General features: G+C 65.1%; 22 protein-coding genes. 14 read left to right on the top strand and 8 right to left on the bottom strand.

The genetic code is table 11. The features are described from left to right. Positions 1–201: 201 nt before the first annotated feature. The gene (gene trpB, locus LPW39_RS08740; RefSeq protein WP_230773577.1) at positions 202–1,410 is read right to left on the bottom strand and encodes a tryptophan synthase subunit beta; all 1,209 of its coding nucleotides are present in this window, start codon (positions 1,408–1,410) and stop codon (positions 202–204) included. A gap of 90 nt (positions 1,411–1,500) precedes the next feature. Between trpB and LPW39_RS08745 the strand changes: the two genes are divergently transcribed. The 3 genes from LPW39_RS08745 (at position 1,501) to LPW39_RS08755 (ending at position 5,149) form a co-directional block, all read left to right on the top strand. After that, entirely contained in the window at positions 1,501–3,030 is a 1,530-nt protein-coding gene (locus LPW39_RS08745) for a DUF2868 domain-containing protein (protein WP_230773579.1), read from the top strand. A 13-nt stretch (positions 3,031–3,043) separates the two neighbouring features. Beyond that, the gene (locus tag LPW39_RS08750) at positions 3,044–4,648 is read left to right on the top strand and encodes a DUF3482 domain-containing protein (RefSeq protein ID WP_230773581.1); all 1,605 of its coding nucleotides are present in this window, start codon (positions 3,044–3,046) and stop codon (positions 4,646–4,648) included. Between the two features lie 144 nt (positions 4,649–4,792). Further along, positions 4,793–5,149, top strand: coding sequence for a signal protein (locus tag LPW39_RS08755; RefSeq protein ID WP_230773583.1), 357 nt, complete (start codon positions 4,793–4,795; stop codon positions 5,147–5,149). 47 nt (positions 5,150–5,196) lie between these two features. Here the strand turns inward: LPW39_RS08755 and LPW39_RS08760 are convergent, their stop codons facing one another. Further along, on the bottom strand, positions 5,197–7,098 hold the full coding sequence (locus LPW39_RS08760) for an ABC transporter permease (RefSeq protein ID WP_230773585.1): 1,902 nt from the start codon (positions 7,096–7,098) through the stop codon (positions 5,197–5,199). Positions 7,099–7,209: 111 nt separating this feature from the next. Further along, a complete protein-coding gene (locus LPW39_RS08765; protein ID WP_230773595.1) occupies positions 7,210–8,424 on the bottom strand; it encodes an ABC transporter substrate-binding protein in 1,215 nt (404 codons plus the stop codon). A gap of 296 nt (positions 8,425–8,720) precedes the next feature. Here LPW39_RS08765 and LPW39_RS08770 point away from each other — a divergent pair, with 296 nt between their 5' ends. From LPW39_RS08770 to LPW39_RS08805, 8 genes are all read left to right on the top strand, one after another. Continuing rightward, positions 8,721–10,151 carry an FAD-binding oxidoreductase gene (locus LPW39_RS08770; RefSeq protein WP_230773603.1) on the top strand — a complete coding sequence of 477 codons (1,431 nt, stop codon included), beginning with the start codon at positions 8,721–8,723 and terminating at the stop codon, positions 10,149–10,151. A gap of 50 nt (positions 10,152–10,201) precedes the next feature. After that, positions 10,202–11,278, top strand: coding sequence for an ABC transporter substrate-binding protein (locus LPW39_RS08775; RefSeq protein ID WP_230773612.1), 1,077 nt, complete (start codon positions 10,202–10,204; stop codon positions 11,276–11,278). 113 nt (positions 11,279–11,391) lie between these two features. Continuing rightward, positions 11,392–12,486, top strand: coding sequence for an ABC transporter ATP-binding protein (locus LPW39_RS08780; protein ID WP_230773616.1), 1,095 nt, complete (start codon positions 11,392–11,394; stop codon positions 12,484–12,486). Continuing rightward, positions 12,483–14,246: an ABC transporter permease subunit gene (locus LPW39_RS08785; protein ID WP_230773619.1), complete on the top strand. Its 1,764-nt coding sequence runs from the start codon at positions 12,483–12,485 to the stop codon at positions 14,244–14,246. The genes LPW39_RS08780 and LPW39_RS08785 overlap by 4 nt, the downstream gene beginning before the upstream one ends. Before the next feature lie 6 nt (positions 14,247–14,252). Continuing rightward, positions 14,253–15,167 (top strand): 4-hydroxy-tetrahydrodipicolinate synthase, encoded by a 915-nt coding sequence (gene dapA / locus LPW39_RS08790; protein ID WP_230773624.1) that lies wholly within the window; start codon positions 14,253–14,255, stop codon positions 15,165–15,167. 13 nt (positions 15,168–15,180) lie between these two features. Continuing rightward, a complete protein-coding gene (locus LPW39_RS08795; RefSeq protein ID WP_230773631.1) occupies positions 15,181–16,317 on the top strand; it encodes an alpha-hydroxy acid oxidase in 1,137 nt (378 codons plus the stop codon). Between the two features lie 29 nt (positions 16,318–16,346). Then, positions 16,347–17,171, top strand: a complete 825-nt coding sequence (locus LPW39_RS08800) for an IclR family transcriptional regulator (protein WP_230773633.1) — start codon at positions 16,347–16,349, stop codon at positions 17,169–17,171. Between the two features lie 157 nt (positions 17,172–17,328). After that, positions 17,329–18,102 carry a ferredoxin--NADP reductase gene (locus tag LPW39_RS08805; protein ID WP_230773638.1) on the top strand — a complete coding sequence of 258 codons (774 nt, stop codon included), beginning with the start codon at positions 17,329–17,331 and terminating at the stop codon, positions 18,100–18,102. 64 nt (positions 18,103–18,166) lie between these two features. On the opposite strand, the gene LPW39_RS08810 is transcribed toward LPW39_RS08805, so the two are convergent. Next, complete coding sequence (locus tag LPW39_RS08810) at positions 18,167–18,694, bottom strand: flavin reductase family protein (protein WP_230773643.1); 528 nt, start codon at positions 18,692–18,694, stop codon at positions 18,167–18,169. A gap of 155 nt (positions 18,695–18,849) precedes the next feature. Between LPW39_RS08810 and LPW39_RS08815 the strand changes: the two genes are divergently transcribed. Together LPW39_RS08815 and LPW39_RS08820 are read left to right on the top strand one after the other, a co-directional pair. Next, positions 18,850–19,659, top strand: a complete 810-nt coding sequence (locus tag LPW39_RS08815; protein WP_230773649.1) for an alpha/beta fold hydrolase — start codon at positions 18,850–18,852, stop codon at positions 19,657–19,659. 241 nt (positions 19,660–19,900) lie between these two features. After that, positions 19,901–21,001, top strand: coding sequence for a branched-chain amino acid aminotransferase (locus tag LPW39_RS08820; protein ID WP_230773657.1), 1,101 nt, complete (start codon positions 19,901–19,903; stop codon positions 20,999–21,001). A 70-nt stretch (positions 21,002–21,071) separates the two neighbouring features. On the opposite strand, the gene LPW39_RS08825 is transcribed toward LPW39_RS08820, so the two are convergent. After that, complete coding sequence (locus LPW39_RS08825) at positions 21,072–22,439, bottom strand: D-amino acid dehydrogenase (protein ID WP_269075802.1); 1,368 nt, start codon at positions 22,437–22,439, stop codon at positions 21,072–21,074. A 54-nt stretch (positions 22,440–22,493) separates the two neighbouring features. On the opposite strand from LPW39_RS08825, the gene LPW39_RS08830 reads away from it, so the two are divergent. Then, entirely contained in the window at positions 22,494–23,438 is a 945-nt protein-coding gene (locus LPW39_RS08830) for a LysR family transcriptional regulator ArgP (protein ID WP_230773667.1), read from the top strand. 444 nt (positions 23,439–23,882) lie between these two features. Here the strand turns inward: LPW39_RS08830 and LPW39_RS08835 are convergent, their stop codons facing one another. From LPW39_RS08835 to LPW39_RS08845, 3 genes are all read right to left on the bottom strand, one after another. Continuing rightward, positions 23,883–24,305, bottom strand: a complete 423-nt coding sequence (locus LPW39_RS08835; protein ID WP_230773669.1) for a universal stress protein — start codon at positions 24,303–24,305, stop codon at positions 23,883–23,885. 234 nt (positions 24,306–24,539) lie between these two features. Continuing rightward, the gene (locus tag LPW39_RS08840) at positions 24,540–25,079 is read right to left on the bottom strand and encodes an NADPH-dependent FMN reductase (protein WP_230773672.1); all 540 of its coding nucleotides are present in this window, start codon (positions 25,077–25,079) and stop codon (positions 24,540–24,542) included. A gap of 30 nt (positions 25,080–25,109) precedes the next feature. Next, the gene (locus LPW39_RS08845; protein ID WP_230773676.1) at positions 25,110–25,955 is read right to left on the bottom strand and encodes a metallophosphoesterase; all 846 of its coding nucleotides are present in this window, start codon (positions 25,953–25,955) and stop codon (positions 25,110–25,112) included. Positions 25,956–25,976: the final 21 nt, after the last annotated feature.

Here is a 25,976-nt window from a genome sequence, read left to right on the forward strand (position 1 = left end):
TGAATGCGAAAACCGCATTCTGAGCTATTCAGTATGCAATCTACAAATACTAAATAGACATATCCAAATAGCAGAAGCGTATTTACCCGGGTACCGGGGGTGGCGGCAGCCCGCCACCCAAGCGGGATTGGGCGCAAAAAAAGGGAGCTTGTGCTCCCTGTTCGGTAGTTGTTTCTGGCTTCGACCGGCTCTTGTGTCCCCTCAGAGCCCCAGCTTCCTGGCCACGTAATCGGCGTCCTTGTCGCCCCGGCCCGAGAGGTTGACGAGGATGTTCACCTCCTTGTCCAGCTGGGGCGCGATGCGCATGGCCCAGGCGACGGCATGGGCGCTTTCCAGCGCCGGGATGATGCCCTCGACCCGCGACAGGGTCATGAAGGCGTTGAGGCAAGCCTGGTCGTCCACCGCCTGGTAGTCGACCCGGCCCAGGTCCTTGAGGTAGCTGTGCTGCGGGCCCACACCGGGGTAGTCCAGGCCCGAGGCGATGGAATGCACGGCCGCAGGGCTGCCATCGGCGTTCTCCAGCACATAGCATTTCATGCCATGGATGGCACCGGGCTTGCCCACCGACAAGGTGGCGGCATGCTTGCCCGGCTGGTCCACGCCCTCCCCCGCCGGCTCCACACCGACCAGCTTGACACCGCCATCGGCCAGGAAGGCGCTGAAGATGCCCATCGCATTGGAGCCGCCGCCCACGCAGGCCACGACATAGTCGGGCAGCTTGCCGTGGCGGGTCTGGAACTGCTCGCGCGCCTCGCGCCCGACGATGGACTGGAAGTCGCGCACCATCTTCGGAAACGGGTGCGGGCCCACCACCGAGCCGATCGCATAGAGGTAGTTCGTCGGGTCCTTGAGGTATTCCTCAAACGCGCTGTCGACGGCTTCCTTCAACGTTGCCTGGCCAAAGGTCACCGGTACCAGCTTGCAGCCCAGGATGCGCATCTTGGTGACGTTGGGGTGCTCCTTCTCGATATCGACCTGGCCCATGTGGATCTCGCAGGGGATGCCCACCAGCGCGCAGGCCGTTGCCAAGGCCACGCCATGCTGGCCGGCACCGGTCTCGGCGATCACCTTGGTCTTGCCCATGAACTTGGCCAGCAGCGCCTCGCCCAGGCAGTGGTTGATCTTGTGTGCGCCGGTGTGGTTGAGGTCTTCGCGCTTGAGGTAGATCTGCGCGCCGCCCAGCTGCTGCGACAGGCGCCGGGCATGGAAGATGGGGCTGGGGCGGCCCACATAGTCCTGGAACAGATGCTGGAGCTCATCCTGGAAATCCTGGCGCTGCACGATCTGCGCGTAGGCCTCGGCGATATCGTCCATCGCCTTTTTCAGGTGCGGGGGCACCAGCTGGCCGCCGTAGTCACCAAAGAAACCATTGGCATCGGGCATCTCGGCAAAGTTCATCATTGTTGTCATCTGCTCTGTCTCTGTGAACGCAAAGCTTCGTTGATACCACAGCGTCCTTGGCTACAGCTTGCAGGTTTTCCCGGTGCCACAATAGCTGCCATGAAAGCTGACGCCGTTCGTGACATCGCCCTGGCCCATGCCATCGAAACCTCGCCGCCCCATGAGGCCCTGCCCAGCGCTGCGCGCTGCGAGGCCATCACGCAGGAGGTGCTGCACACCTTGGGCAAGCCCGCACTGGGTGGCAAGGCCGGCCAGGCCGCCTTTGCCCAGTTTTTGCAGCTGCGCGCCCAGCGCATCATCCAGGCCAGCCAGTTGCCCGCCGATGTGCGCCAGCTGTGGCAGCATGCCCCGGGCCTGGCGCGCTGGACGCCGCTGGCCATCGGCCTGCTGGCGCTGTGCCTGGGCTTTGCGAGCCACCGCATCACCGATCCGCACCGGGTCGATCTGCTGTCACTGTCGCTGATGGGCATCGTGCTGTGGAACCTGCTGATGTATGCGGTGCTGCTGGTGCGCAGCATGGTGGGCCTGGCGCGGCGCCAGCCCGCCCGGGTGGCGCTCTGGGAGCCGGCCCAGCTGCCCGCTGGCGGCCAAGACACACCCACCGCAACCGCCGACGAACACCCCGGCTGGCTGGCACGCCTGCGCGGCAAGGCCATGCCCGCGCTGCGCGGCAGCGGCCTGCGCAAGATGGCGCTGCGCTTTGAACGCAACTGGTGGCAGGCCAGCGAAGGCGTGCGCAACGCCCAGTGGCTGCAGTGGCTGCACCTGGGTGCGGCGCTGGTGGCAGCCGGCGCACTGGCCTCGCTGTGGCTCACCGGCCTGACCAAGGAATACCAGGTCGGCTGGGAGAGCACCTTCCTGTCGGCCGCGCAGGTGCAGCACTGGCTCAACATCCTGTTCGCCCCCACCCAGTGGCTGCAGTGGACAACGCCGTGGAGCCTGGCCGACATCCAGGCGCTGCAAGGCTGGGTGACCAGCAGCATGCCGGCGCAGTACCAATCGGCAGCGGCCCAGGCGCCGCAGCCCGGTGTACTCAGCGCGCCGGTCACCTATGTGGGCGAGCGCTGGGTCTGGGCCTATACCGCCTTGCTGTGCGCCACCGTGGTGCTACCGCGTTTGCTGCTGGCCCTGTGGCAGGGGCTGCGCGCACGCTGGCGCCGCCAGCACCTGCAGCTGCCGCTGAACCAGGCCTACTTTGCCCGCCTGCAGCGCGACTTTGGCGGCCTGGCCACGCGCCTGGTGCTGCTGCCTTTCAGCATCGATGTGACGCCCGAGCGCCGCGCGGCGATCGGCCACCATGCGATCAGCCTCTATGGCGCTGGCGCCCATGTCGACTGGCTGCCCACCCTGGCCTATGGCGCGGCGCTGCCCGGCATCGATGTGCCCGCAGGCGCGCAGGCAGTGCTACTGGTCAGCCTGTCGGCCACACCAGAGGCCGAGGTACATGGCGAGCTGCTCACCCAGCTGCACAACCGCCACGGCGCCAATGGCCAGCTCTGGCTCTGGGGCAGCGATTTTGCCGCCCGCAATGCCGGCGCCCCCCGCCGCCTGCAGGAGCGCGAAGCGCTGTGGCAGGAGTTTGCCCGCCAGCATGGCATCAACGCCCAGCTGATCACCACCGGCACCTGACGAGATCCGCACGATGACCGAGACCACGAACGACCCCCAGCATTCCGCCGCACTGGCACCCGATGCCGCCGGTGCCGGCGACCAGTCGATTGCCTGGTGCCTGCTGTCGCACACCAATATCGGCAAGACCACCCTGGCCCGCACCCTGGTGGCCGAGGACATTGGCGAAGTGCAGGATGCCGCCCATGTCACCAGCCAATCGCAGCGCTACCTGCTGCAGCGCACCGAGCAAGGCGACGAACTATGGCTCTGGGACACGCCGGGCTTTGGCGATTCGGTGCGGCTCTACAACCGCCTGAAGCAGCAAGGCAACCCGTTGGGCTGGTTTCTGTCCAATGTCTGGGACCGCTGGCGCGACAAGCCCTTCTACATGAGCCAGCGCGCCTTGCAGGCCGCGCGCGACCATGCCGATGTGATGCTCTACCTGGTCAATGCCGCCGAAGACCCGGCCGACGCCGGTTACTGGGCCAGCGAGATGCGCATCCTGCAGTGGATGGACAAGCCCGTGCTGGTGCTGCTCAACCAGATTGGCAGCGACACCAGTGCCGCGCAAACCGCCGCTGATTTGCAGCGCTGGCGCACGGCAACGGCCGAATTTGCCGGCACCGTCCGCTCGGTGCAGGTGCTCGATGCCTTTACCCGCAGCTGGTGGCATGAGAAGCAGGTGATGCAGTCCATCGCACCGCTGCTGCCCGATGCCAAGCAGCCGGCCTACCAGCGCCTGCTGCAGACCCGCGCCGCGCGCCAGCAGCAGCGCGAAGCGGCCAGCCTGAAGGCGCTGGCCGAACAGCTGCTGCTGGCGGCCACCGCGCAAGAGACGGTGCAGGCCAGCGACAACAAGCTCTGGCAGCGCGCCTGGAACAAGGTCAGCGGCTCGGTCGCGCAGGCGATCCGGGGCAGCGGTGCTGAGGGCGCCGAGCTCAGCCCCGAACAAACCGCCGCGATGCAACGGCTGACCCAGTCACTGCAGCAGGCCGACCTGGCCAGCACCCAGGCGCTGCTGGAGCTGCACCAGCTCGACGGCCAGGCAGCCAGCCAGATCCAGCAACAGCTCAAGGACCACCTGAAAACCAGCACACCGCTGGACCCGCAGACGGCCAGCCTCTGGGGTGCGCTTACAGCCGGCGCAGCCACGGGCTTGGGCGCGGACATGGTTGCTGGTGGCATGACCCTGGGCGCAGGTGCGTTGGTGGGCGCCCTGGTGGGTGCCGTCACCTTTGCCGGCGCCGCCTGGAGCGCGAACAAGATGTTCGACCAGCAGGCCCAGCGCTTTCACCTGTCGCCCGAGTACCTCAGCGCCCTGACCGGCCAGCTGCTGCTCAAATACCTGGTGATCTCGCACTTTGGCCGGGGGCGCGGGCGCTACACCAGCCCCAGTGCACCGGCGCAGTGGAGCGAGGCCGTGCAGGCCGCCGTGCAGCTGCGCGCCACCCAGTGGCAGCAGCAGTGGAAGGCGCTGGGCAGCCTGGCGCCTGGCGAAGCACTGAGCGATGAGGCGCGTGCCGCCCACCTGCAGGCGCTGCAGCTGCAGTTGGGTGACTGTCTGCACCAGGCGCTGGACCGTCTTTACCCTGGTATGGATCGACCGGCCGCCAGTGCTAATACAAATATTAAATAAAAACAAGCAATTACAAAATAACCAGTAATAAGGAACATCAATTCGCATTGACCCGGTTGTTTTTTGTGCATGCCCGCCGCAGCATGGAACTGCCATGGCCCTGCGGCCTGGCATACCTACCAACATAACGACAGGAGAGTTTTTATGCGCAACACCTGGAAAGCCTGGATCAGCGGTATCGCCCTGTGCAGCACCGCAGCCGTTTTTGCCCAGACCCCGGCCGCAGGCACGGCCCCGGCCGCCAAACCGGCGCCAGCGGCCAAAACCACCGCAGCGGCGCCTGCCGCCGCACCGGCCGCTGCAGCAGACAAGGCCAAGGCCAAAACCCCCGCTCCTGGTGGCGGTGCCGGCAAGGTCTGGGCCAACACCAACTCCAAGATCTACCACTGCCAAGGTGACCGCCACTACGGCACCACCAAGCAAGGCGAGTACATGACGGTAGCGGATGCCAAGGCCAAGGGCATCCAGGCCGCCAAGGGCAGCAAGGCCTGCAGCAGCTGACCGGTCCCCCAACACACTCCACCCCCGCGCATGCTGGCGGGGCTTTTTTATGCCCCGCGCCGCTGCAGCAGCCACTGCCACCAGCGCTTGCCGTAGCCGGCAATGCCCTGCGGGAACAGCAAGACCAGCAGCAAAATCACCGCGCCCAGGGTGGCGCGCCAGTAGTCGGTGTTGCGCGCCACGGCATCGTGCAGCCAAGTAAAGCTGAAGGCGCCCAGAATCGGGCCGACCAAGGTCTGCACACCGCCCAGCAGCACCATGACCAGGCCATCGACCGACTTGGCCACCGACATCGTCTCCGGCGAGATGCTGCCCTTGGAGAACGCAAACAAGGCGCCTGCCAGCCCGGCCACCGAGGCGGCCAGCACAAAGCCCATCCACTGCACTTTGGCCACCGCAATGCCGATGGCCTCGGCGCGCAGCGGCGCATCGCGGCTGGCGCGCAAGGCATAGCCCAGCGGGGCATAAAGCACCCGCCACAGCGCCAGCACGCCGGCGGTGGCCAGCAGCAGGGTCAGCAGGTAGAACCAGCGCTTGTCCTCCAGCCATGCCGCTGGCCAGACACCGGTCAGGCCATTGCTGCCGCCGGTGACCGAATCCCACTGGAAGGTGGTGGCCCAGATGATCTGCGCAAAGGCCAGGGTCAGCATCGAGAAATACACGCCCGTCAGCCGCACCGCAAACCAGCCCGTCAGCACGCCGCCCAAGGCCGCCAGCAGCGGCGCCAGCAACAGCGCCCACAGCATCGGCAGGCCCGCCGCGTTCAGCAGCAGTGCCGCGCCATAGGCGCCCAGGCCAAAGAAGGCGGCATGGCCAAAGGAATGCAGACCGGCCGGCCCCATCAGAAAATGCAAGCTGGTGGCAAACAGCGCGGCAATGACCAGGTCCACCATCAGCACCAGGGTGTAGGACTGCGCATCCACCGCCCAGGGCAGTGCCAGCAAGGCCAGCAGCACGGCGGCACCCACGGCCTTCAAAGCAGGCGGCGGCGCACGCAGCGGTTGCTCGCGCAGGCCATGGCTGCGGCTGGCCGCCTGCGGTTGGCCCAGCAGCCCCCAGGGGCGCAGCACCAGCACCACGGCCATCACCAGAAAATCAGCAACCAGGGTGAGCTGCGGAAACGCGATATCGATGCCGGCGATCTGCACCACGCCGAGCCAGATGCACAGCGCCTTGACGGTAGACACCAGCAGTGCCGCGACAAAGGCACCGGTGAGCGAGCCCATGCCGCCGACGACCACGACGACAAAGGCGGAGCCGATGGTCTGCAGATCGAGCTCCAGGGTCGCCGGCTCGCGCGGCAGCTGCAGCGCACCACCCAGCCCGGCCAAGGCGGCCCCCAAGGCAAACACGGCCGTGAACAACCAGGCCTGGCGCACGCCCAGCGCGCCGACCATTTCTCGGTCCTGCGTGGCGGCGCGCACCAGCATGCCAAAGCGGCTGCGGTGCAGCAGCAGCCAGGTGGCGCCCAGCACCAGCGGGCCCACCGCGATCAGGAACAGGTCATAGCTCGGAAAGGCGCGGCCCAGAATATCGACCGCACCGCCCAGCCCCGGCGCGCGCGGGCCCAGCAGCTCATCGGGCCCGCACAGCCAGAGCACCGCATCCTTGATCACCAGCACCAGCGCAAAGGTGGCGAGCAGCTGGAACAGCTCGGGCGCCTTGTAGATGCGGCGCAGCAGCAGCACTTCGACCAGGCCGCCCAGCAGCCCGACGGCGATGGCCGACAACGGCAGCGACAGCCAGAAACCCCAGCCACCGCCCAGCGGCGCCATGGCCTCGGCCAGCGCATAGGCCGCATACAGGCCCACCATGTAGAAGGAGCCATGCGCAAAGTTGACGATGCGGCAAACCCCAAAAATCAGCGACAGCCCGGCGGCCACCAGGAACAGCGACGAGGCGCCGGCCAGGCCGTTGAGCAGTTGCACCAGCAGACCGGAAAAACTCATGCGGCATCCTGCGCTTGTGGCCATGCCTGGCCGTCAGGCTGCCCCAGCCAAACGGGCAACCGTGCCCGCAGGCTTGCGGTGCGTGCGGGGGCCAGGCAGCGTTCCATCACCTTATTGCGGGCGCATCTTGCGCACTTCGTCATCGCTGGGCAGGTAGTCCTTGCCATCGCGGTAGACATAGTCCACCAGCTCGCCCTTGCCACCCACGTTCTTGAGCTTGCCCACATAGGCGCCCATGGTGGACTGGTGGTCCTGCGCGCGCCAGGTGATGGGGCCAAAGGGCGACACGACCTGCAGGCCTTCAAAGGCCTTGATCAGCGCCTCAGTGTCGGTGCTGCCGGCCTTCTTGATGCCCTCGGCCAGCGACTTGATGCCGGCATAGCCGACGACCGAGCCTTGGCGCGGGTAGTCCTTGTACCTGGCCTGGTAGGCGTCGAAGAAAGCCTTGTGCTCAGGCGTCTTCAGGCTGTGCACCGGGTAGCCGGTGACGATCCAGCCATTGGGCGTTTCGGCCTTCAAGGTGTCGAGGTACTCGGGCTCGCCGCTCAGCACGCTGACAACCTCCCGCCCCTTGAACAGGCCGCGCGTATTGCCCTCACGCACAAACTTGGTCAGGTCGGTGGCAAACAGCACGTTGAAGATCGCATCGGGCTTGGCATCGGCCAGCGCCTGCACCACGCTGCCGGCATCGACCTTGCCCAGCACCGTGGCCTGCTCGGTGACAAACTCCACATCCGGCTGCGCCGCCTTCATCTTGGCCTTGAAGGTGGCGACCGAGGACTGGCCGTATTCGTAGTTGGGGTAGACCAGGGCCCAGCGCTTTTTCTTCAGCTTGAGCGCCTCTTCGACCAGCATCGACACCTGCATGTAGGTGGAGGGGCGCAGACGGAAGGTGTAGGCATTGCCATTGCTCCAGACCATCTTGTCCGTCAGCGGCTCGGTGGCGAGGTAGAAGAACTTGCGCTGCTTGGCAAAGTCGGTCAGCGCCATGCCGGTGTTCGACAGAAAGCCGCCGGCCAGCACATCGACCTTTTCGCGTGCGATCAGCTCCTCGGCCACGCGCACGGTATCGCCCGGGTTGGCGTTGTCGTCGCGGGTGATCAGCTCCAGCTTCTTGCCGTTCACGCCGCCCGCGCGGTTGACCTCGTCCACCGCCAGCTCCATGCCGCGCTTGTAGGGCTCCAGAAACGCGGGCTGGTTCTTGTAGCTGTTGATCTCACCGATCTTGATCACACCGGCCGCCTGGGCAGCCGAGGCCCCCAGACCAGCGAGCAGCAAGGCGCTGGCAGTGCGCGACAACAGCGGGTAACGGGCAGAAATACGCATGCAAAAGTCTCCAGGTGAGACCGGCCTCGCAGCGGAGGCAGGCGCTGATATTCAGGCCGCTATTGTGACGGCTTCCGCGCGCTGCCAGCACCCTGGGTGGCAAAGGGCAGACAGCATGCGGATGCCAGGGCGGTTTTGACCGCTTGGTGCGACAGGTTTTGGAGATGCCTGCACCGCGTTAATTATCTCGTATTAATTGCTATTCGATTACATGTATTCGTATTTCATCTAATACTAATCTTATTAAGAATTAGCCATCATCGAGTCCTCTCTCCAGACTTTGGACCCGTGGGCATATGGCATTGATTCAGACCTTCATCGCGTTGCTTGGTGATAGCGCAGTTCTCCGCAGCAAGGAGGACCTGGCCGGCCATGTGACCGACTGGCGCGGGCGCTACCAGGGCCAGGCGCAGTGCGTTGTGTTCCCGTCGACGACGGCGCAGGTGGCCGAGGTGGTCAAGCTCTGCCATGCAGCGCAGGTGCCGGTGGTGGCCCAAGGTGGCAACACCAGCCTCTGCGAAGGCGCGATTCCCCGCACGGACCTGCCCGAGACGGTGGTCATCAACCTGGGCCGCATGCGCCAGGTGCGTGCGGTCGATCCGGCCAACAACTCCATGGTGGTCGACGCGGGCTGCGTGCTGCAGACCGTGCAAGAGACCGCCCGCAGCCATGGGCGCCTTTACCCGGTGAGCCTGGGCGCCGAAGGCTCCTGCCAGATCGGCGGCAATATTGCCACCAATGCCGGCGGCACGGGCGTGCTGCGCTACGGCAATACCCGCGAAAACGTGCTGGGCCTTGAAGTGGTGCTGCCCGATGGCCGCATCTGGGAAGGGCTCTACGGCCTGCGCAAGAACAACACCGGTTTTGATCTCAAGCATTTGTTCATTGGCTCCGAAGGCAGCCTGGGCATCATCACCGGCGCCACGCTCAAGCTGCACCCGCTGCCCACCGCGCGTGCGATGGCCTGGCTGGCGGTGGAATCGCCCCAGGCGGCGATCGACATGCTGGCCCGTTTCCAGAGCCGCTGCAGCGCCTCGCTGTCGGCCTTTGAGATGCTCAACGATGTGCAGCTGAACATTGTGCTGAACCATGTGGCCGACCGCCGCGCGCCACTGAGCCCCAGCTACCCCTGGCATGTGCTGGTGGAGCTGACCGATACCTGCGACGAGGCCCTGCTGGCCGCCGCGCTGGAAGAGACCCTGTCGGCCGCCGCCGAAGAGGGCATGCTGCTGGATGCGGCCATCGCCACCAACGGCAAGCAGCAGGCCGACTGGTGGGAGGTGCGCCACAGCGTCTCCGAAGGCAACAAGAAGGCCGGCATCGGCATCAACACCGACCCGGCCGTGCCGCTGTCGGCCATCCCGGCCTTCATCAGCCAGGCCACGGCTGCCGCGCACCGCATTGTGCCGGGCGCGCCCATCATCATCGTCGCCCACCTGGGCGATGGCAATGTGCACTTCATCCCGCAGATGCAGTTTGCGCAGTGGCAGGCGCTCTCGCCCGCCGAGCAGGACCAGCTCTCGCGCCGCGTCAAGCAGGCGGTCAACGAAGTGGCCTGCGCGCTGGCCGGCACCTTCAGCGCCGAGCATGGCATCGGCCAGGTGCTGACCGACGAGATGGCGCTGTTCAAGCCCGCCGTCGAGCTCGATCTGATGCATGCGATCAAGCGCGCCATCGATCCGCAGCAGCGCTTCAACCCCGGGCGCCTGCTGCCGCCCGCTCCCTGATCCCTTCCCTCCCTTGACTTCCCCTGCCTCTTCCTTCGAAAGGACACTTTATGACTGAGATCACTACCTCCCGTCGCACCGCACTGAAGGCGGCCGTGGCTGGCGCAGGCCTGATTGCTGCACCTGCCGTACTGCGCTATGCCCGTGCAACATCCAAGCGTATCGTGGTGCGTGATGACGGCGGTATCTACACCAAGGCCTATGGCGCGGTGTACTACAAGCCTTTCACGCAGAAGACCGGCATCGAAGTGGTGGGGGTGCAGGCAACGGCCGAGCCCGTGGCGCAGATCCGCAGCATGGTCGAGACCAAGAACTACACCTGGGACATGGCCAAGATCAGCCAGCCCGCGATCCTGCTGCTGACCGAAGGCGGCAAGGTGCTGCTGGAAAAGCACGGCCTGGAGAACGACCCCTTCGTCAAGACCATCCCGGCGCAGTACATGTCGCCCTACGGCGTGGGCACCAATGTCTACAGCACCGTGCTGGCCTACCGCGAAGAGGCCTTCAAGGGTCGCGCTGCACCCAAGTCCTGGGCCGATTTCTGGAACGTCAAGGACTTCCCCGGCCGCCGTGGCATCCGCAAGCACCCCTTCGACACGCTGGAGCAGGCCGCGATGGCCTCGGGCGTGCCAGCTGCGCAGCTCTACCCACTGGATCTGGACCGCGCCTTCAAGGCCCTGGATGCGATCAAGCCTAAGGTGGACGTCTGGTGGAACTCCGGTGCCCAGGTCGAGCAGATGCTCAAGTCCGGCGAAGTGGACATGATCGCCACCTGGGTGTCGCGCCCGCAGTCGGCCAATGCCGATGGCGCCAAGATCGGCATCGTCTGGAACCAGAACATCTGGGGCGTGGACAGCTGGTCCATCCTGGCCGGCACGCCCAATGCCGACGCCTGCCGCGAGTTCATCAAGTTCGCGTCCGAGCCCCAGCGCATGGGCTCGCTCAGCCAGTACTTTGCCGCCGGCGTGACCCAGCCCGAGGCCTTCAAGTACATCAAGCCCGAGCTGGCCAAGGACTCGCCCACCTATCCCGACAACATCAAGAACGGCGTGCAGATCGATGCCAAGTACTGGGTGGCCAACCAGGCTGCAGTGATCGAGAAGTTCAACGGCTGGGTGCTGAAGTAAGCACGGCCCGCCACTGATGACGAACCCTGCGGAGCTGCGGCACAGCCTGCCGAGCTCCGCACAGGCACCTCCAGGTTCATTCGTTGCACCGCGGTGCAATGGAGTCCATTGAAATGAAGAACATAAAACTGTCGATTGCGGGTCTGACCAAGCGCTACGGCTCCTTTGTCGCGCTGCACCCCACCAACCTGGAAGTGCCTGAGGGCGAGTTCCTGACCTTGCTGGGCCCCTCGGGCTCGGGCAAGACCACCTTGCTGAGCATGATCGCCGGCCTGTCCGTGCCCGATGGCGGCCAGCTGCTGATCAACGGCAAGGATGTGACCTATGGAGCGCCCTATGAGCGCGACATCGGCATGGTGTTCCAGAACTATGCGCTGTTCCCGCACATGACGATTGCCGAGAACATCGCCTTTCCGCTGAAGATGCGCAAGCTGGACCGCGCCACCGCGATGAAGCGCGCGCTGGAAGCGCTGGAGCTGGTGCACCTGCCCCATGTGGCGCAGCGTTTTCCCAAAGAGCTGTCGGGCGGCCAGCAGCAGCGTATTGCACTGGCGCGCTGCCTGGTCTACAAGCCCTCCATCGTGCTGATGGATGAGCCGCTGGGCGCCCTGGACAAGAAGCTGCGCGAGCACATGCAGCTGGAGATCAAGCGCATCCACCGCGAGGCCGGCACCACCATCGTCTATGTGACCCACGACCAGGAAGAGGCGATGACCATGTCGGACCGCATCTGCCTGATGAACGGCGGCCGCATCGAGCAGCTGGGCTCGCCGGCGGACCTGTACTTCCGCCCGCGCACGCCGTTTGTTGCGGATTTCTTGGGTGAGAGCAATCTGTTCAAGGGCACCGTGGTGTCCAGCCAGGGCGGCCAGGCCCGCGTGGCCTTAAACGGCACCAGCACCGAGCTGCTGGCATCGGCCGACCAGCCGCTCACCACCGGCGCCAAGGTCTGCGTGATGGTACGCCCGCAAAACATGGCGGCCGCCGCTGCGGCCCAAGGCGCCAGCGAACGCTTCAGCGGCCAGCTGCTCGACACGATGATCACCGGCAGCCTCACCAAGCTCTACCTGAAGGCGCCTGCCCTCAGCAGCGAGCCGGTGGTGCTGTCCTTCCCGACCTCCATCGCCAAGCATGACCATGCGCTGGGCAGCACCGTGGACTTTGGCTGGTCCAGCAGCGATGCCGTCGCCGTTCCGGAGCCCGCATGAACAGCGCCGCCACCCCCCGCGCGGCCTGGGTAAGGCCGCTGATGATGGCCGCACCGCTGGTCATGCTGTTTCTGGTGCTGCTGGTCTATCCGGTCGGCCAGTTGCTGCTGCTGAGCATCTACAGCGATGGCAGCTTCAAGTGGAACAACTACAGCCAGCTGTTCAGCTCCTCGGTCTACCTGGACACGATGTGGATCACGTTGAAGATCTCGCTGGTCACGGCGCTGCTGTCCATCGTCGGCGGCTACCCGATTGCCTACCTGGTCTCGTCCTTGCAAAAGGACAAGAAGAGCCGCTGGGTGTTCTGGATTCTGCTGTCCTTCTGGACCAGCTTTCTGGTGCGCGCCTTTGCCTGGATCGTGGTGCTGGGCCGCAACGGCCTGGCCAACCAGCTGCTGCTGGCGCTGGGCCTGCAGGATGCGCCCTCGAACATGCTCTACAGCTTTGGCGCCGTGCTGGTGGGCATGGTCCATGCGCTGATGCCGCTGGCCGTGCTGACCATGCTCTCGGTGATGGAGAACATCGACCGCAACCTGCCGCGCGCCGCGCTCACCTTGGGCGCACGCCCGGGCACGGCCTTCTGGCGTGTGTACTTTCCGCTGTCCATGCCCGGCGTGGCAGCGGGCGCCATCATGGTCTTTGTCACCGCCGTGGGATTCTTCATCGTGCCCCAGCTGCTGGGTGGCCGCAAGGAGACCATGATCACCCAGCTCATCATCGAGCAGGTGATGCAGGTGATGAACTGGGGCTTTGCCGGTGCCATCTCGGTGCTGCTGCTGATCGTGGTGCTGATCGTGTTTGCGATCTATGACAAGGTGCTGGGCCTGTCGACGATGACGGGCGCGCAGTCCGACAAGAGCAACCACAGCAGCGGCTTCATGCGCCAGCTGTCCGAGACGGTGCTGGGCCTGCTGGGCAGCATCAGCGACCGGCTGATTGCGCTGGTGCCTCGCTCGCGCAAACGCGATCTGCAGCAGGGAGATTCCTTCGTGCTGCGCGCCAGCGTGGTGGCCCTGCTGGTGTTCCTGAGCGTGCCTGCGTTGCTGATGATCCCGATCTCGTTCGCCGACAAGTCGGGCCTGAACTGGCCGCCCCAGGGCTTCACCCTGCAGCACTACCAGGACATGCTGGCCTCGCCGCTGTGGATCAACGCCACGGTGCGCAGCTTTGTTGTGGGCTTTTTTGCCGCGCTGGCGGCCATGGCCGTGGGCACGCCGGTGGCCTTTTTGCTGGTGCGCAGCCAGATGCGCGGCAAGGCCTTGCTGCTGGCCTTTGTGCTGTCGCCGCTGATCATCCCGCGCATGATCATTGCCGTGGGCATGTTCTATTTCTTCTCCAAGGTGGGCCTCGTGGGCACCTCGCTGGGCCTGGTGCTGGGGCATACCGTCATCGCCATCCCCTATGTGGTGATGACCATGATGGCCGTGCTGCGCAACTACGACACGCGCCTGGACATGGCTGCCCAGAGCCTGGGCGCGCGCCCCTGGCAGACCTTGCGCTATGTGACCTTCCCGATCATTGCCGCCGGCCTGACCTCGTCCTTCCTGTTTGCCTTTGCCACCTCGTTTGACGAGCTGACCATCTCGCTGTTTGCCTCCGGTGGCCTGAGCTCCACCCTGCCCAAGCAGTTCTGGGATGAAGTGACCCTGCAGATCTCGCCGGTGATCGCCGCCGTCTCGACCTGCCTATTCGCCTTCATCGGCATTTTGATCACCTGTGCGGACTGGCTGCGTCGCCGCTCCGCCGCTTCTTTGAATTGATGAACCATGACTACACGTATCACCTCTGAGCAACTCCGCGGCATCTTCCCTGCACTGGCCACGCCGGTAACCGCCGACGGCCAGATCGACACCCAGGCCGTGCGTGCGCTGCTGGACCACCTGCAAGGCAGCGGCATCAGCGGCACCGTGCCGCTGGGCGGTACCGGCGAATACGGCGCGCTGTCGCGTACCGAACGGGCCCGCATGGTCGCTGCCGTGCGCGAGCACCAGGCCGCCGACCTGCCGGTGCTGGCCGGCGTGCTCGACCCCGGCTACCACGACGCCATTGCCTCCGGCCAGGCGCTGGCCGATGCCGGCGCGGATGCGCTGATGGTGCTGACGCCCTACTACACCACGCCGTCGCAGCAAGGCATTCGCGACTACTTCCTGCGCTATGCGGATGCGTCGCCGCTGCCGGTGGTGATCTACGAGATCCCCTACCGCACCCGCATCTCCATCGCACCCGAAGTGCTGCATGAGCTCTCGCGCCACGAGAACATCATCGGCATGAAGGCCTGCAACACCGACATGTACCACTTCCTCAAGGTGGTCAAGGGCGTGGATGCCAGCTTTGCGGTGCTGAGCGGCGAGGACACCATCTTCCCCGCGCAGATGCTCTGCGGCGCTCAGGGCGGCATCATCGTGACCGCCAACCTGCTGCCCAAGACATGGACACGCATGTACGAACTGCTGAGCAGCGGCAAGACCCAGGAAGCACTGGCACTGCACCAGGAGTTGATTGGCCTGTTGGATCTGGCCTTTGCCGAGACCAACCCCGGCCCGATGAAGTCGGTCTGGGACCTGGTGGGCGTGCAGGCCCCGCACCTGCTGGCCCCGCTGGTCGATTGCAACCCCGAGCTGTCTGCCCGCCTGCGCCAGGTGCTGACGGCCCAGCTGCAGGCCGAGCGCCAACTGGCCTGAGCGAGCACCCGCCATGCTGCCCGCCATCAAAGACTACCGTGCGCTGGCCCGCCGGCGCCTGTCCCGCTTCGCTTTTGACTACCTCGAAGGCGGCGCGGAAGACGGCCGCAGCATGGCCCGCAACCTCGCCTCCTGGGGCGATGTCACCTTCTTGCCGCGCACGATGGTCGATGTCAGCCAGGTGGATACCAGCATTGAGCTGTTTGGCCGCAAGCAGGCCATGCCGGCCTTTGTCGGGCCCACCGGGCTGAACGGCCTGTACTGGCCCCAGGCCGAGCAGGTGCTGGCGCGCGCGGCGCATGCCGCCGGCCTGCCCTTTGTGATGTCGACTGCCTCCACGTCGCTCCTGGAAGATGTGCGCGCCGCCAGCCCGGGCGATCTGTGGCTGCAGCTCTATGTGCAAAAGGACCGCCGCATAGCGCAGAGCATGATGGCCCGCGCGCAGGCAGCAGGCTTCAGCGCGCTGATGCTGACGGTGGACACCATGGTGCATGGCAAGCGCGACCACGATGTGCGCAACGGCTTTCGCATGCCCGTGCCCTGGACGCCCCGGCTGCTGGCCGACCTGCTCAGCCACCCGCGCTGGTGCCTGCGCATGCTGCGCCAGGGCGGCTCGCCGCAGCTGGTCAACCTGGCGCGCAGCGCCGGGGTGGAGAGCAATATCCAGAAGCAGGCCGCCGCGATGAGCCGCGAGATGGACATGGCCCTGCGCTGGGAAGACCTGGCCTGGGTGCGCCGCCACTGGAAGGGGCCCGTCATCGTCAAGGGCCTGCTCAGCGCCGACGATGCCCGGCGCGCGCTGCAGGCCGGCGCCGACGGCATCGTGGTCAGCAACCACGGCGGGCGCCAGCTGGAGTGCGCACCCGCACCGATGGCCCAATTGCCGCAGATTGCCGACGCCGTTCATGGCAAGATGCATATCTTTGTCGATGGCGGGGTGCGCCGAGGCAGTGACATCGCCAAGGCCCGGGCGTTGGGGGCCGATGCCGTCCTGCTGGGGCGTGCGCCCCTGTACGGGCTGGCGTCGCGCGGGCCGCAGGGCGTGGCCGAGGTTCTGGAGATACTGCGCACCGAGCTGGAGACAACCCTCAGATTGCTGGGCGCGCCCCAGGCCACAAGCCTGGACGCGAGCTTCCTGCAAAAACATTAGACAGTGACCCGAGACAGCCGCTTTTTACGATGCCTAAAACCACACACAGCATTGCCGAGCCCGTAGCAAGCGTTGAACCCTCCGCCCGCGAATCCTCGCTGTTTGTGGGCTCCCTGGCCAAGGCCTTTCAGGTGCTGGAGGCCTTTCGCGACACCCACCGCGAGATGTCGCTGGCCGAGATTGCCCGGGCCGCCCAGCTCGACCGCAGCGCCACCCAGCGCATCATCTTTACCCTGGAGAAACTGCGCTACATCCGGCGTCTGCCCGGCTCCAACCAGTACACGCTCGCGCCCGAGGTGCTGCGCCTGTCGTACAACTACCTGCGCTCACAACGCATCGTCGAGCGCGCCTACCCCTACCTGATCGAGATGACCCACACCCTGGGCGAGACCTCGAACCTGCAGGAGATGGATGGCAACGAGGTGGTCTTCATCGCCAAGGTGCCGGGCCGCTACATCTACAACTCAGACTTTGCCGTGGGCTCACGCCTGCCTGCGGCCTATACCGCCTCAGGCCGCGCGATGATGGCCAAGCTGCCGATGGACGAGCGCCTGCGTCTGATCGAATCGACGCCGCTGGTCAAGATCACCGCCCAGACCATGACCGACCCCGAGGAGCTGCTGCGCTGCATCGAAGACGCCGAGCGCGACGGCTATGCGATCGTGCAAAACCAGACCGTGGTGGGCGATATCTCGGTGGCCGCCGCCATCACCGGCCGGGGCGGTGTGCCCATTGGCGCGATCACCATTTCCGCCCCCTCCACGCGCTGGGGCACGGCCAAGGCCGAGGCCGAGCTGCTGCCCCATGTGCTGCTGGCGGCGACCTCGATTTCCAACATCCTGGATAACTTCTAGCCCACTGGTCTTATTGCGTTAGGTCGAAAATAGGCCCCGGAACGCTGAAAAACCCCGCTCACAACGCGCCGATATGTCCATATGACGTTTAAGTTGTATGAATAGTGAACAATAGCGTTTATAGATATACACAAGACTAACTGAGTACTGCACTGCTATGAGCGCCTTTCTCGAAGAACGTGTCCTGTCTGTTCACCACTGGACCGATCGTTTGTTCTCCTTCACGACCACCCGTGATCCCGCGCTGCGTTTCTCCAGCGGCCACTTCACGATGATCGGCCTGAAGGTCGACGGCAAGAACCTGCTGCGCGCCTATTCCATCGCCAGCCCCAACTACGAAGAGCACCTGGAGTTCCTGTCGATCAAGGTCGATGACGGCCCACTCACCAGCAAGCTCCAGCACATCCAGGTGGGTGACACCATCATCGTCGGCAAGAAGCCCACGGGCACCTTGCTGGTCGATTACCTGCTGCCTGGCAAGAACCTGTACCTGATCGGCACCGGCACCGGCCTGGCGCCCTGGCTGTCGGTGGCGCGCGACCCCGAGACCTATGACCACTTCGAGAAGGTTGTCGTCGTGCACGGCGTGCGCCAGGTCCAGGAACTGGCCTACCAGAAGCTGCTGGAAGAAGAGCTGCCCAACCATGAGTTCCTCGGCGAAATCGTCAAGGACAAGCTGGTGTACTACCCCACGGTGACGCGCGAGCCTTTCCGTAACCAGGGCCGTATCTCCAACCAGATCACCGCCGGCACCTTCCCGCAGAACATCGGCCTGCCCGAACTGAACCCGGACACGGACCGCGTGATGCTCTGCGGCAGCCCCGCGATGCTGGCCGAGCTGAAGGAACTGCTAGAAGCCAAGGGCTTCAAGGAAGGCAATACCTCGACGCCAGGCGACTTTGTGGTGGAACGCGCCTTCGTCGAGAAGTAAGCAGCGCCCTGGCCAATGAAAAACGACCCTCGGGTCGTTTTTTGTTGCCTGCAGCGCGGGCGGCTCAGATTAGCTGTTCGGTATAGAAATTGCCACCGTGGTAGAGCAGCGGCGGCACGCCCACCACATGCTGGCAGTGCGCCACCTCGCCGACGAGGATCACATGGTCGCCCGCATCATGGTGCGGGCCGTTGCGGCATTCAAAACTGGCAATGGCGCCGGCGATCAGCGGCACGCCGGTCACGCCCATCTCAAACTCCACGCCCGCCCAGCGGTCGATGCCCTTGCGGCTGAACTGCAAGGCCAGCTCCTTCTGGTGCGCGCCCATCACATTGATCGCGTAGTGGCTGACGCTCTCGAACACCGGCATCGAGGTGGCGGTCTTCATCAGGCTCCACAGCACCAGCGGCGGCGTGAGCGAGGCGGAATTGAAGGAGCTGATCGTCAGCCCGACCTTGTTGCCATCGGGCGCCAGCGCCGTCACCACGGCCACCCCGGTGGCGAACTGGCCCAGCGCATTGCGAAACTCACGTTCGGAAAACGAGGCTGAAGCGGGTGATTGCAGGTGTTCAGGAGGCAGGGAGCGGTTCACGGGGCAGGCAGACGGCAGGGGCAGATGCCATGCCGTCAAAAGCATGGATAAGGGCCATTATCGGCCAGCAGGCGAGGCCCCTGCGGGCGTAGGTGCTTGAAAACAAGGCAGGCGGGCCGCATCTGCGGGGGAAACACACGGCGAGAAGCACACCTATGTCCCTGATTCCCAATTTCGCGATGCTTGGCAGCGGCCCGACGGTGCTGATGCTGCACGATGCCGACACCGACCATCTGGGCTTTGCCCCGCAGGTGGAGTTGCTCGCCAGCCAGGGCTACCGCGCCATCGCCTGGGACATGCCCGGCTACCACGCCAACCCACCGCCCTATGGCGGCTACAGCCTCAAGGCGCTTGCAGCGACGGCCGATGGCCTGCTGGAAGCGCTGAAGATTGGCCGCGCCCATATCGTCGGCCATGGCATGGGCGCCATGGTGGCCGCCGAGCTGGCGCTGCGCCACCCCACCCGCGTGCGCAGCCTGAGCCTGGTGGCCGGCGGCCCGGCGCTGGAGGCGGACAGCCAGCAGCACTGGGTGCAGACGCGCCAGCAACTGCTGGCCCAGTGCCAGCAGCAGGCCAGCACCGAGCCGGTGCAGATGCAGCGCTTTGCCGAGCTGCTGGTGCAGCTGCAATCGGGCCAGCAGGCCTTGCCCGAAGGCCTGCAACTGGCGCGCCATGCGATCACCCAGATCCAGCCGCTGGCCTATGGCCGCATGCTGGAGATGCTGGCCGGCCCCAGCACCCTGGCCGAGCGCCTGCCCCACCTGAGCCAGCGCTGCCTGCTGGTGAGCGGCGGCCAGGATGTCTGCATGCCGCCCCAGCGCATGCAGGCGCTGGCCGACCTGCTGCCCCAGGCCCGGCACGAGAGCCTGGAAGGCATTGGCCACTGGCCCCAGCTGGAGAGCCCCGATGCCTTCGAGGGCCTGCTGCTCGACTTTTTGGCGACCCAGCGGGCCACGGTTCACTAGGAAAAACCCGTAAGCCGGCCGCCTGCGGCGGCGCTTTGCCTCTGCAGGTGGTTGACTCGCCATGCTGGCAATGCAGCCTGCTTGGCGCCACCGGGGCAAAAAACTGGCATGCTATGGGGTTTGGCGTGCAGCCCGTCACTTTGTCCTGGAGCCTCTCCAGGCTGGCGGACGGCCACCATGATCGGCAGCGGCTCCCCCACAGGACGCTGCTGTCCCTGTTGCCAACTGAAGGATTAGTCCCGTGTCCCCCTCTTCCCTGACCTTTGCCGTCACCCCATCGAGCCAGCCACGCAGCGCCCAAGAGCGCGCCAAGATTCTGGACAACCCGGGTTTTGGTCTGCACTTCACCGACCACATGGTATCGGTGCACTGGGACAAAGAGGGCGGCTGGCGCGATGCGGCCGTGACCCCTTACGGCCCGATTGCGCTGGACCCTGCGGCCGCCGTGCTGCACTACGGCCAGGAAATCTTTGAAGGCATCAAGGCCTACCGCCATGCGGACGGTTCGGTCTGGACCTTCCGCCCCCAAGCCAATGCCGAGCGCCTGCAACGCTCCGCCCGCCGCCTGGCCCTGCCTGAGCTGCCGGTCGACATCTTTGTGGAATCGCTCAAGCAGATCATCGCCGTGGACAAGGACTGGGTGCCCAGCGGCAACGAAGCCAGCCTGTACCTGCGCCCCTTCATGATCGGTGACGAAGTCTTCCTGGGCGTACGCAGCGCCCACAAGGCCACCTACTACGTGATCGCCTGCCCAGCAGGCCCTTACTTTGCCAAGGGCGTGGCGCCCGTGGCGATCTGGCTGTCCACCGACTTTGCCCGCGCGGCCAAGGGCGGCACCGGCGCCGCCAAGTGCGGCGGCAACTATGCCGCTTCGCTGCTGCCCCAGCAGCAAGCCCAGGACAACGGCTGCTCGCAGGTGCTGTTCCTCGATCCTGCCGAAGGCAAGTACCTGGAAGAGCTGGGCGGCATGAATGTGTTCCTGGTCTACGGCAAGCAAAACAAGCTGGTCACCCCTGCGCTGTCCGGCAGTATTCTGGAAGGCATCACGCGCGACTCGCTGCTGCAACTGGCGCGCGACCGTGGCATGGTGGTCGAAGAGCGCAAGATCGCTGTTGACGAGTGGAAGCAAGGCGTGGCCTCCGGTGAGATCACCGAAGTGTTTGCCTGCGGTACCGCTGCCGTCATCACCCCCATCGGCCAGCTCAAGGGCGAAGGCTTCTCGGTGGGCGACCTGTCGGCCCCGGCTGGCGAAGTCACGATGGCCCTGCGCAAGGAACTGACCGACATCCAGTACGGCCGCGCCCCTGACCGCCACGGCTGGCTGGTGCGTCTGGACGCCTGATCCGTCCGCGATAAACGCCAAAAGGGCCGCACAGTGTGCGGCCCTTTTTCATGGCGTTGTCCGTTGCCGTTCAGGCGGCGACTGCGGCCCGGCGCTTGCTGTCGCTCTCGAAGCCATAGAAGCCAAAGCGCATGTCCGGCATGCGGCCGCTCACCAGCTCGGCCATGGCCTTGCCGCTGCCGGCGCCATGGGTCCAGCCCAGGGTGCCGTGGCCGGCATTGATCCAGAGCTTGCCGATCTTGGTGCGGCCAATGAACGGGATATTGGTGGGGGTGGCAGGACGCAGGCCGGTCCAGAACTGCGGGTTGCCGCCCTGCTCGGGCAGGCGGGTGTCGCAGACGCCGGGCATCAGCTCCTCGATGCGGCGCGCCAGCATATGGCAGCGGGCCTTGGCCAGCGGGCTGTCCAGCGAGCTGTCAAAACCGTTGAGCTCGATGGTGCCGGCCACGCGCAGCTGGTTGCCCAGGCGGCTCATGGCCAGCTTGTTGCCATCATCGATGCAGCTGACAAAGGGCGCGGCCTCGGGCTTGAGGATCGGCAGAGTGGCGCTGTAGCCCTTGCCGGGGTAGATGGCGACGTTCAGGCCCACGGTACGCAGCAACGGTGCGGTGTAGCTGCCGCAGGCGACGATGACGGCATCGCCCTGCAGGGTTCGGGGGCTGCTGTCTGCGCCCGCTGCGGTGGCGCGCACGGTGACCGAATCGATCGCGCCGCCCGCCACATTCAGCCGCTCGACCCGGTGGTTGTAGAGAAACTGCACACCGCCCTGGGCGCAGAGCTGGGCGAGCTTTTGCGTGAACACGCGGGCGTCGCCGCTTTCATCGCTTTCGGTAAATGTGCCACCCTTGATCTGCGCGGCATAGGGCTTGAAGGCGGGCTCGATCTTCAAAAACTCTTCGGTACTGACCATGCGGCGGTTCACACCGTACTGGCGCATCAGATCGACGGCCATCTGCGCATCCTGCACCGCTTCGTCGCTGGTGAAGAAGTGGGCAATGCCGCGCTCGAGCCGGTTGAACTCGATGCCGGTCTGCGCCACCACGGCCTTCAACGCGCTGTGGCTGTAGGCACCGAGCGCGACGATCTGCTGCACATTGCGGGCAAAGGAGCGGTCATTGCACTCGGCCAGAAACTGGGTGAGCCAGCGCCATTGCTGCGGATCGGCATGGGGGCGCAGCAGCAGCGGTGCCTCCTTGTCGAACATCCACTTGAGCGCCTTCAGCGGGGCATGCTTGTTTGCCCAGGGCTCGCAGTAGCTCACCGAGATCTGCGCGGCATTGGCAAAGCTGGTCTCCAGCGCCGCGTCCGGTTGGCGGTCAACGACGGTGACGTCGTGGCCGAGTTGCAGCAAATGCCAAGCAGTGCTGGTGCCGATGATGCCGGCGCCGAGGATGATGACTTTCATGGCTCTCAGTGTCTGGCATCTTGGCTGTAACATAAAGTGCAATTAAACTTCTTCAAGAATCATCAGTTCTACTAATACTGGAGCCCCATGAGCAACCTGGACCCGGTCGCGCTGGAATGCCTGGCCGCCGTGATTGAAGAAGGCGGTTTCGAGAAGGCCGCTGTGCGACTGAATGTGACGCAATCGGCGGTCTCGCAGCGGCTGCGCGCGCTGGAGGCACAGATCGGCTCGGTGCTGGTGGTGCGAAGCCGTCCGCTGCGCCCGACCGCTGCGGGCCAGTTGCTGCTCAAGCACACCCAGCAGCTGCGGCTGCTGCGCACCGACCTGGAGCAGGAACTGCACAGCCTGCTGCCCCACGCCATGGGCCGCAGCGCGCATGACGAGGCCATCTCGATCGCCATCAATGCCGACAGCATTGCCACCTGGGCGCTGGATGCGCTGCAGGATATCGCGCTGCAGCAGCTGCCGCTGGAGATCATCACCGACGACCAGGACCACACCTTGGAGCTGCTGCGCACCGGGGAGGTGCTGGGCTGTGTCACGACGATGCCCAGAGCCTTGCGCGGCTGCCGCGTGACGGCGCTGGGCGCGATGCACTACATCGCCGTGGCCTCGCCCGCCTTCGCCGAGCAGCATGTGCCCCAGGGGATCAACCGCAGCAATTTCAAGCACCTGCCGTTTCTCAGCTACAACCGCAAGGACGACATGCAGCGCGTGTTTGTTGCCCGCGCGATGGGGCTCAAGACCGTTGGACTGCACCAGCTCTACGTCCCCAACTCCGAAGCCCAGGTGCGCGCCGTGGCCGCCGGCTGGGGCGTGGGCGTGGTGCCCGAGTTGCTCGCCCGCCCCTACTTGGCCGATGGCCGCCTGGTCAATGTGGCCGAGGCCCAGGTGCTGCGCGTTGACCTGTTCTGGCATTGCTGGAACCTGCAGTCCGCCTTGCTGAGCGCACTGAGCGACGCGATGGTGCACAGCGCCAAGGGCAGCCTGGCGCCGCCCACCGCAGCCGCGCGCGCCACCGTCAAGGCATAAAAAAACTGCCTGCACCCTAAGAACCTGTTCAACGTCTCTACGCAGCCGCGTTGGAGTGCAATCGGGATGAGTTCGAAGGGCTGGTGCGCAGCTTGCACCGGGGTGCAAGCAAGGACCAGCGCGAAGAAATCGCCCGATTTCACTCCAACCCGTAGGGACAGTGGCTTTGCGAGCGGTCTGCTTCGTTGCAGCGCTTGCCAATAGCGGGCTATTGGCTGCGCACTGCGCCTCGCATCCCATCTCGCAAAGACACTGTCGCGGCGCGAGGAGATCTTGAACAGGTTCTACAGGATGCAAGCAGTTTCCGGATGACCACCGGTATTCATTGCACCGGTGGTTCCACCCCTCCCTCATTGGTCAAATCTGTTGGTGGTGCAGTATCCACGCCAAGTATTGCTATATGGTGAATAGCAAATGACAGGCTCGTTATCTGATCCTATCCATTTACCGAATCAACAATACCGGCAGCTTGCTCTCCGCCAGCACCTGGGTGGCCACTGAGCCCAGCACCAGCTTGGCCAGTGCACCATGGCCCCGGGTGCCCATGATCAGCAGGTCATAGCCCCCCTTATCGGCTGTCTCGGCAATGGTCTGCGAAATGGGGCCAACCGCACTCTCGGCCACCGCCGTCACCTGGTGCGCAGCCAGAAATTCCTGCACCGGCAGCAGCACCTTCTGCGCCTCTTCGGAGTGGTAGTCGTCCACCAGCGCCTTGCCCAAGGCCTTGGCGGCCCGGGGCGGCAGCAGTGGCTGCACGGTGAGTGCCGTGTAATGGTGGTTGGGCGTCAGCCACTCTGCGTGCGCTGCCAGGTAATCCAGCATCTTTTGGGTGTAAGGGCTGCCGTCAACGGCCAACAAAATACGCATGCCTTAACTCCTTCAACAAGGGGTGAGGGACCCAACACCGGTGCCATGACCAATGCTGGACAGCTAGCCTGGCCAAACCCGCTTCCCCATACTGGCAAGGCGCTTTGGAGGCTTAAATCATGTGTATCAGCTTATAGATTCATCGTCAAACGCACATTGATGTGCATCAGGTCTGGCGAAAAATTTAGGTGGAAACCCTTGGTTTTGCGCTGAGGGCGGGAGCCAAGCACAAGTTCAGGCGGTGCGAGCGCAGCCGCAGAACGTCGCAAAGTCCTGCAGGAATTGCTGGGCCTCGGGGTACACCTCGGCGCCGCTGACGATTTGCAGCACTGATGCCGCGGACTCCTTCATCAGCGGCAACCGAAGAAACAAATCACTGTTGAACTGGGCCGTCACGGTGGACAGCACCCGCCGCAGGTCGGCCAGCATGTCATCCCCCCGGTGGGAGGCATGCACCAGCGCGACCGGTTTCTGGATGATTTCCTCACGCGACACCAGCCAGTCGATGGCATTCTTGAGCCCGCCAGGCAGTGCGCGCACATATTCGGGGCTGGAGATCAGCAAGCCATCGGCGGCCTGCACTTGCTGCACCAAGGCAAGCACTGGCGCCGGGGTCAGCGCCCCTTCCAGGTCGGGCGAGAACACCGGCAGCGCCGCCAGATCGTGGAAGACCTCGATGGCCAGCCCAGCCGGGGCAATGTGCTGCAAGGCCCTCAGCAAGGCGGTATTGGTAGAGGCCGCTCTTGCGCTACCGGAGATGGCGAGTAACTGCATCGTTCGCGTGGGGCTTGGCGGCTGAGCGCTTTACACCGCTACCAAGCAATGCGGGTTGAAAGTCTCCTGCTCGCCCTTGCGCGCATAGCCCAGCGGGTTGGCCACGACCCGGCATTGCCAGGGGCGGCCATCGCTGTGCTGGCCTTTGGCGACGTAGTCGCTGGGCGCATGCAGGTGGCCGTGGATCCAGAGGTCGGCATAGGGCAGCAGGTCATCCAGCACATTGCAAAAGCCGGCGGTGCCCGGGGTCAGCCCATAGCGCGGATCGGCGCTGCGCAGGCTGGGGGCGAAGTGGGTGATGACGACGGTCTTGCCGTCAAAGGGCTCGGCCAGTGCGGCGCGCAGCCATTCCTGGCAGCGCAGCGCTTCGTCGCGCATCTCGGCGGCCAGAAAGGGCTGGCCGTTGCGCACGGTCTGGGCCTTGGTCAGGTAGAAGTTGGCGGCCTTGAAGGCCTTCTCGCGCTGCTTCATCAGCGCGCCCAGCTCGGTCACGCCGTTGTGCAGCGCAATCGCGTCGTAGTCGGACCAGAGTGTGGTGCCGATGAAGCGCACGCCATCGATGACCAGGGTTTCGCAGTCCAGCATGGTGATACCCAGCTTGTTGCAGCTGGCGCGCAGGCGCTGCCGGGCAGTGTCGAAATCCTGGTTGTCGAACTCATGGTTGCCGGGCACCAGGATCACCGGCTCGGGCCAGTGGCCACCCGCCTGCTGCGGGCTGAACTGGCCCAGGCCAAAATCCGCATCGTCCAGCATCGAGCCACTCTGGTAGGAGCCAATGTCGCCAGCCAGGATCAGCAGCTCGGCGCCGGGCGCGGGCTGGGCGCGGAAATGGGGATGGGTCTCCAGGTGCAGGTCGGACAGGATTTGCAGGTGCATGGTCGCCAAGCCTACCATGGG

Source organism: Comamonas koreensis (assembly GCF_021026195.1).
GTDB classification, from domain to species: Bacteria; Pseudomonadota; Gammaproteobacteria; order Burkholderiales; family Burkholderiaceae_C; genus Comamonas; species Comamonas koreensis.

Bases quoted from the DNA above. Each gene is read 5' to 3' on its own strand.
- trpB (WP_230773577.1), bottom strand. From the start codon at position 1,410: ATGACAACAATGATGAACTTTGCCGAGATGCCCGATGCCAATGGTTTC.
- LPW39_RS08745 (WP_230773579.1), top strand. From the start codon at position 1,501: ATGAAAGCTGACGCCGTTCGTGACATCGCCCTGGCCCATGCCATCGAA.
- LPW39_RS08750 (WP_230773581.1), top strand. From the start codon at position 3,044: ATGACCGAGACCACGAACGACCCCCAGCATTCCGCCGCACTGGCACCC.
- LPW39_RS08755 (WP_230773583.1), top strand. From the start codon at position 4,793: ATGCGCAACACCTGGAAAGCCTGGATCAGCGGTATCGCCCTGTGCAGC.
- LPW39_RS08760 (WP_230773585.1), bottom strand. From the start codon at position 7,098: ATGAGTTTTTCCGGTCTGCTGGTGCAACTGCTCAACGGCCTGGCCGGC.
- LPW39_RS08765 (WP_230773595.1), bottom strand. From the start codon at position 8,424: ATGCGTATTTCTGCCCGTTACCCGCTGTTGTCGCGCACTGCCAGCGCC.
- LPW39_RS08770 (WP_230773603.1), top strand. From the start codon at position 8,721: ATGGCATTGATTCAGACCTTCATCGCGTTGCTTGGTGATAGCGCAGTT.
- LPW39_RS08775 (WP_230773612.1), top strand. From the start codon at position 10,202: ATGACTGAGATCACTACCTCCCGTCGCACCGCACTGAAGGCGGCCGTG.
- LPW39_RS08780 (WP_230773616.1), top strand. From the start codon at position 11,392: ATGAAGAACATAAAACTGTCGATTGCGGGTCTGACCAAGCGCTACGGC.
- LPW39_RS08785 (WP_230773619.1), top strand. From the start codon at position 12,483: ATGAACAGCGCCGCCACCCCCCGCGCGGCCTGGGTAAGGCCGCTGATG.
- dapA (WP_230773624.1), top strand. From the start codon at position 14,253: ATGACTACACGTATCACCTCTGAGCAACTCCGCGGCATCTTCCCTGCA.
- LPW39_RS08795 (WP_230773631.1), top strand. From the start codon at position 15,181: ATGCTGCCCGCCATCAAAGACTACCGTGCGCTGGCCCGCCGGCGCCTG.
- LPW39_RS08800 (WP_230773633.1), top strand. From the start codon at position 16,347: ATGCCTAAAACCACACACAGCATTGCCGAGCCCGTAGCAAGCGTTGAA.
- LPW39_RS08805 (WP_230773638.1), top strand. From the start codon at position 17,329: ATGAGCGCCTTTCTCGAAGAACGTGTCCTGTCTGTTCACCACTGGACC.
- LPW39_RS08815 (WP_230773649.1), top strand. From the start codon at position 18,850: ATGTCCCTGATTCCCAATTTCGCGATGCTTGGCAGCGGCCCGACGGTG.
- LPW39_RS08825 (WP_269075802.1), bottom strand. From the start codon at position 22,439: ATGTTACAGCCAAGATGCCAGACACTGAGAGCCATGAAAGTCATCATC.
- LPW39_RS08830 (WP_230773667.1), top strand. From the start codon at position 22,494: ATGAGCAACCTGGACCCGGTCGCGCTGGAATGCCTGGCCGCCGTGATT.
- LPW39_RS08835 (WP_230773669.1), bottom strand. From the start codon at position 24,305: ATGCGTATTTTGTTGGCCGTTGACGGCAGCCCTTACACCCAAAAGATG.
- LPW39_RS08840 (WP_230773672.1), bottom strand. From the start codon at position 25,079: ATGCAGTTACTCGCCATCTCCGGTAGCGCAAGAGCGGCCTCTACCAAT.
- LPW39_RS08845 (WP_230773676.1), bottom strand. From the start codon at position 25,955: ATGCACCTGCAAATCCTGTCCGACCTGCACCTGGAGACCCATCCCCAT.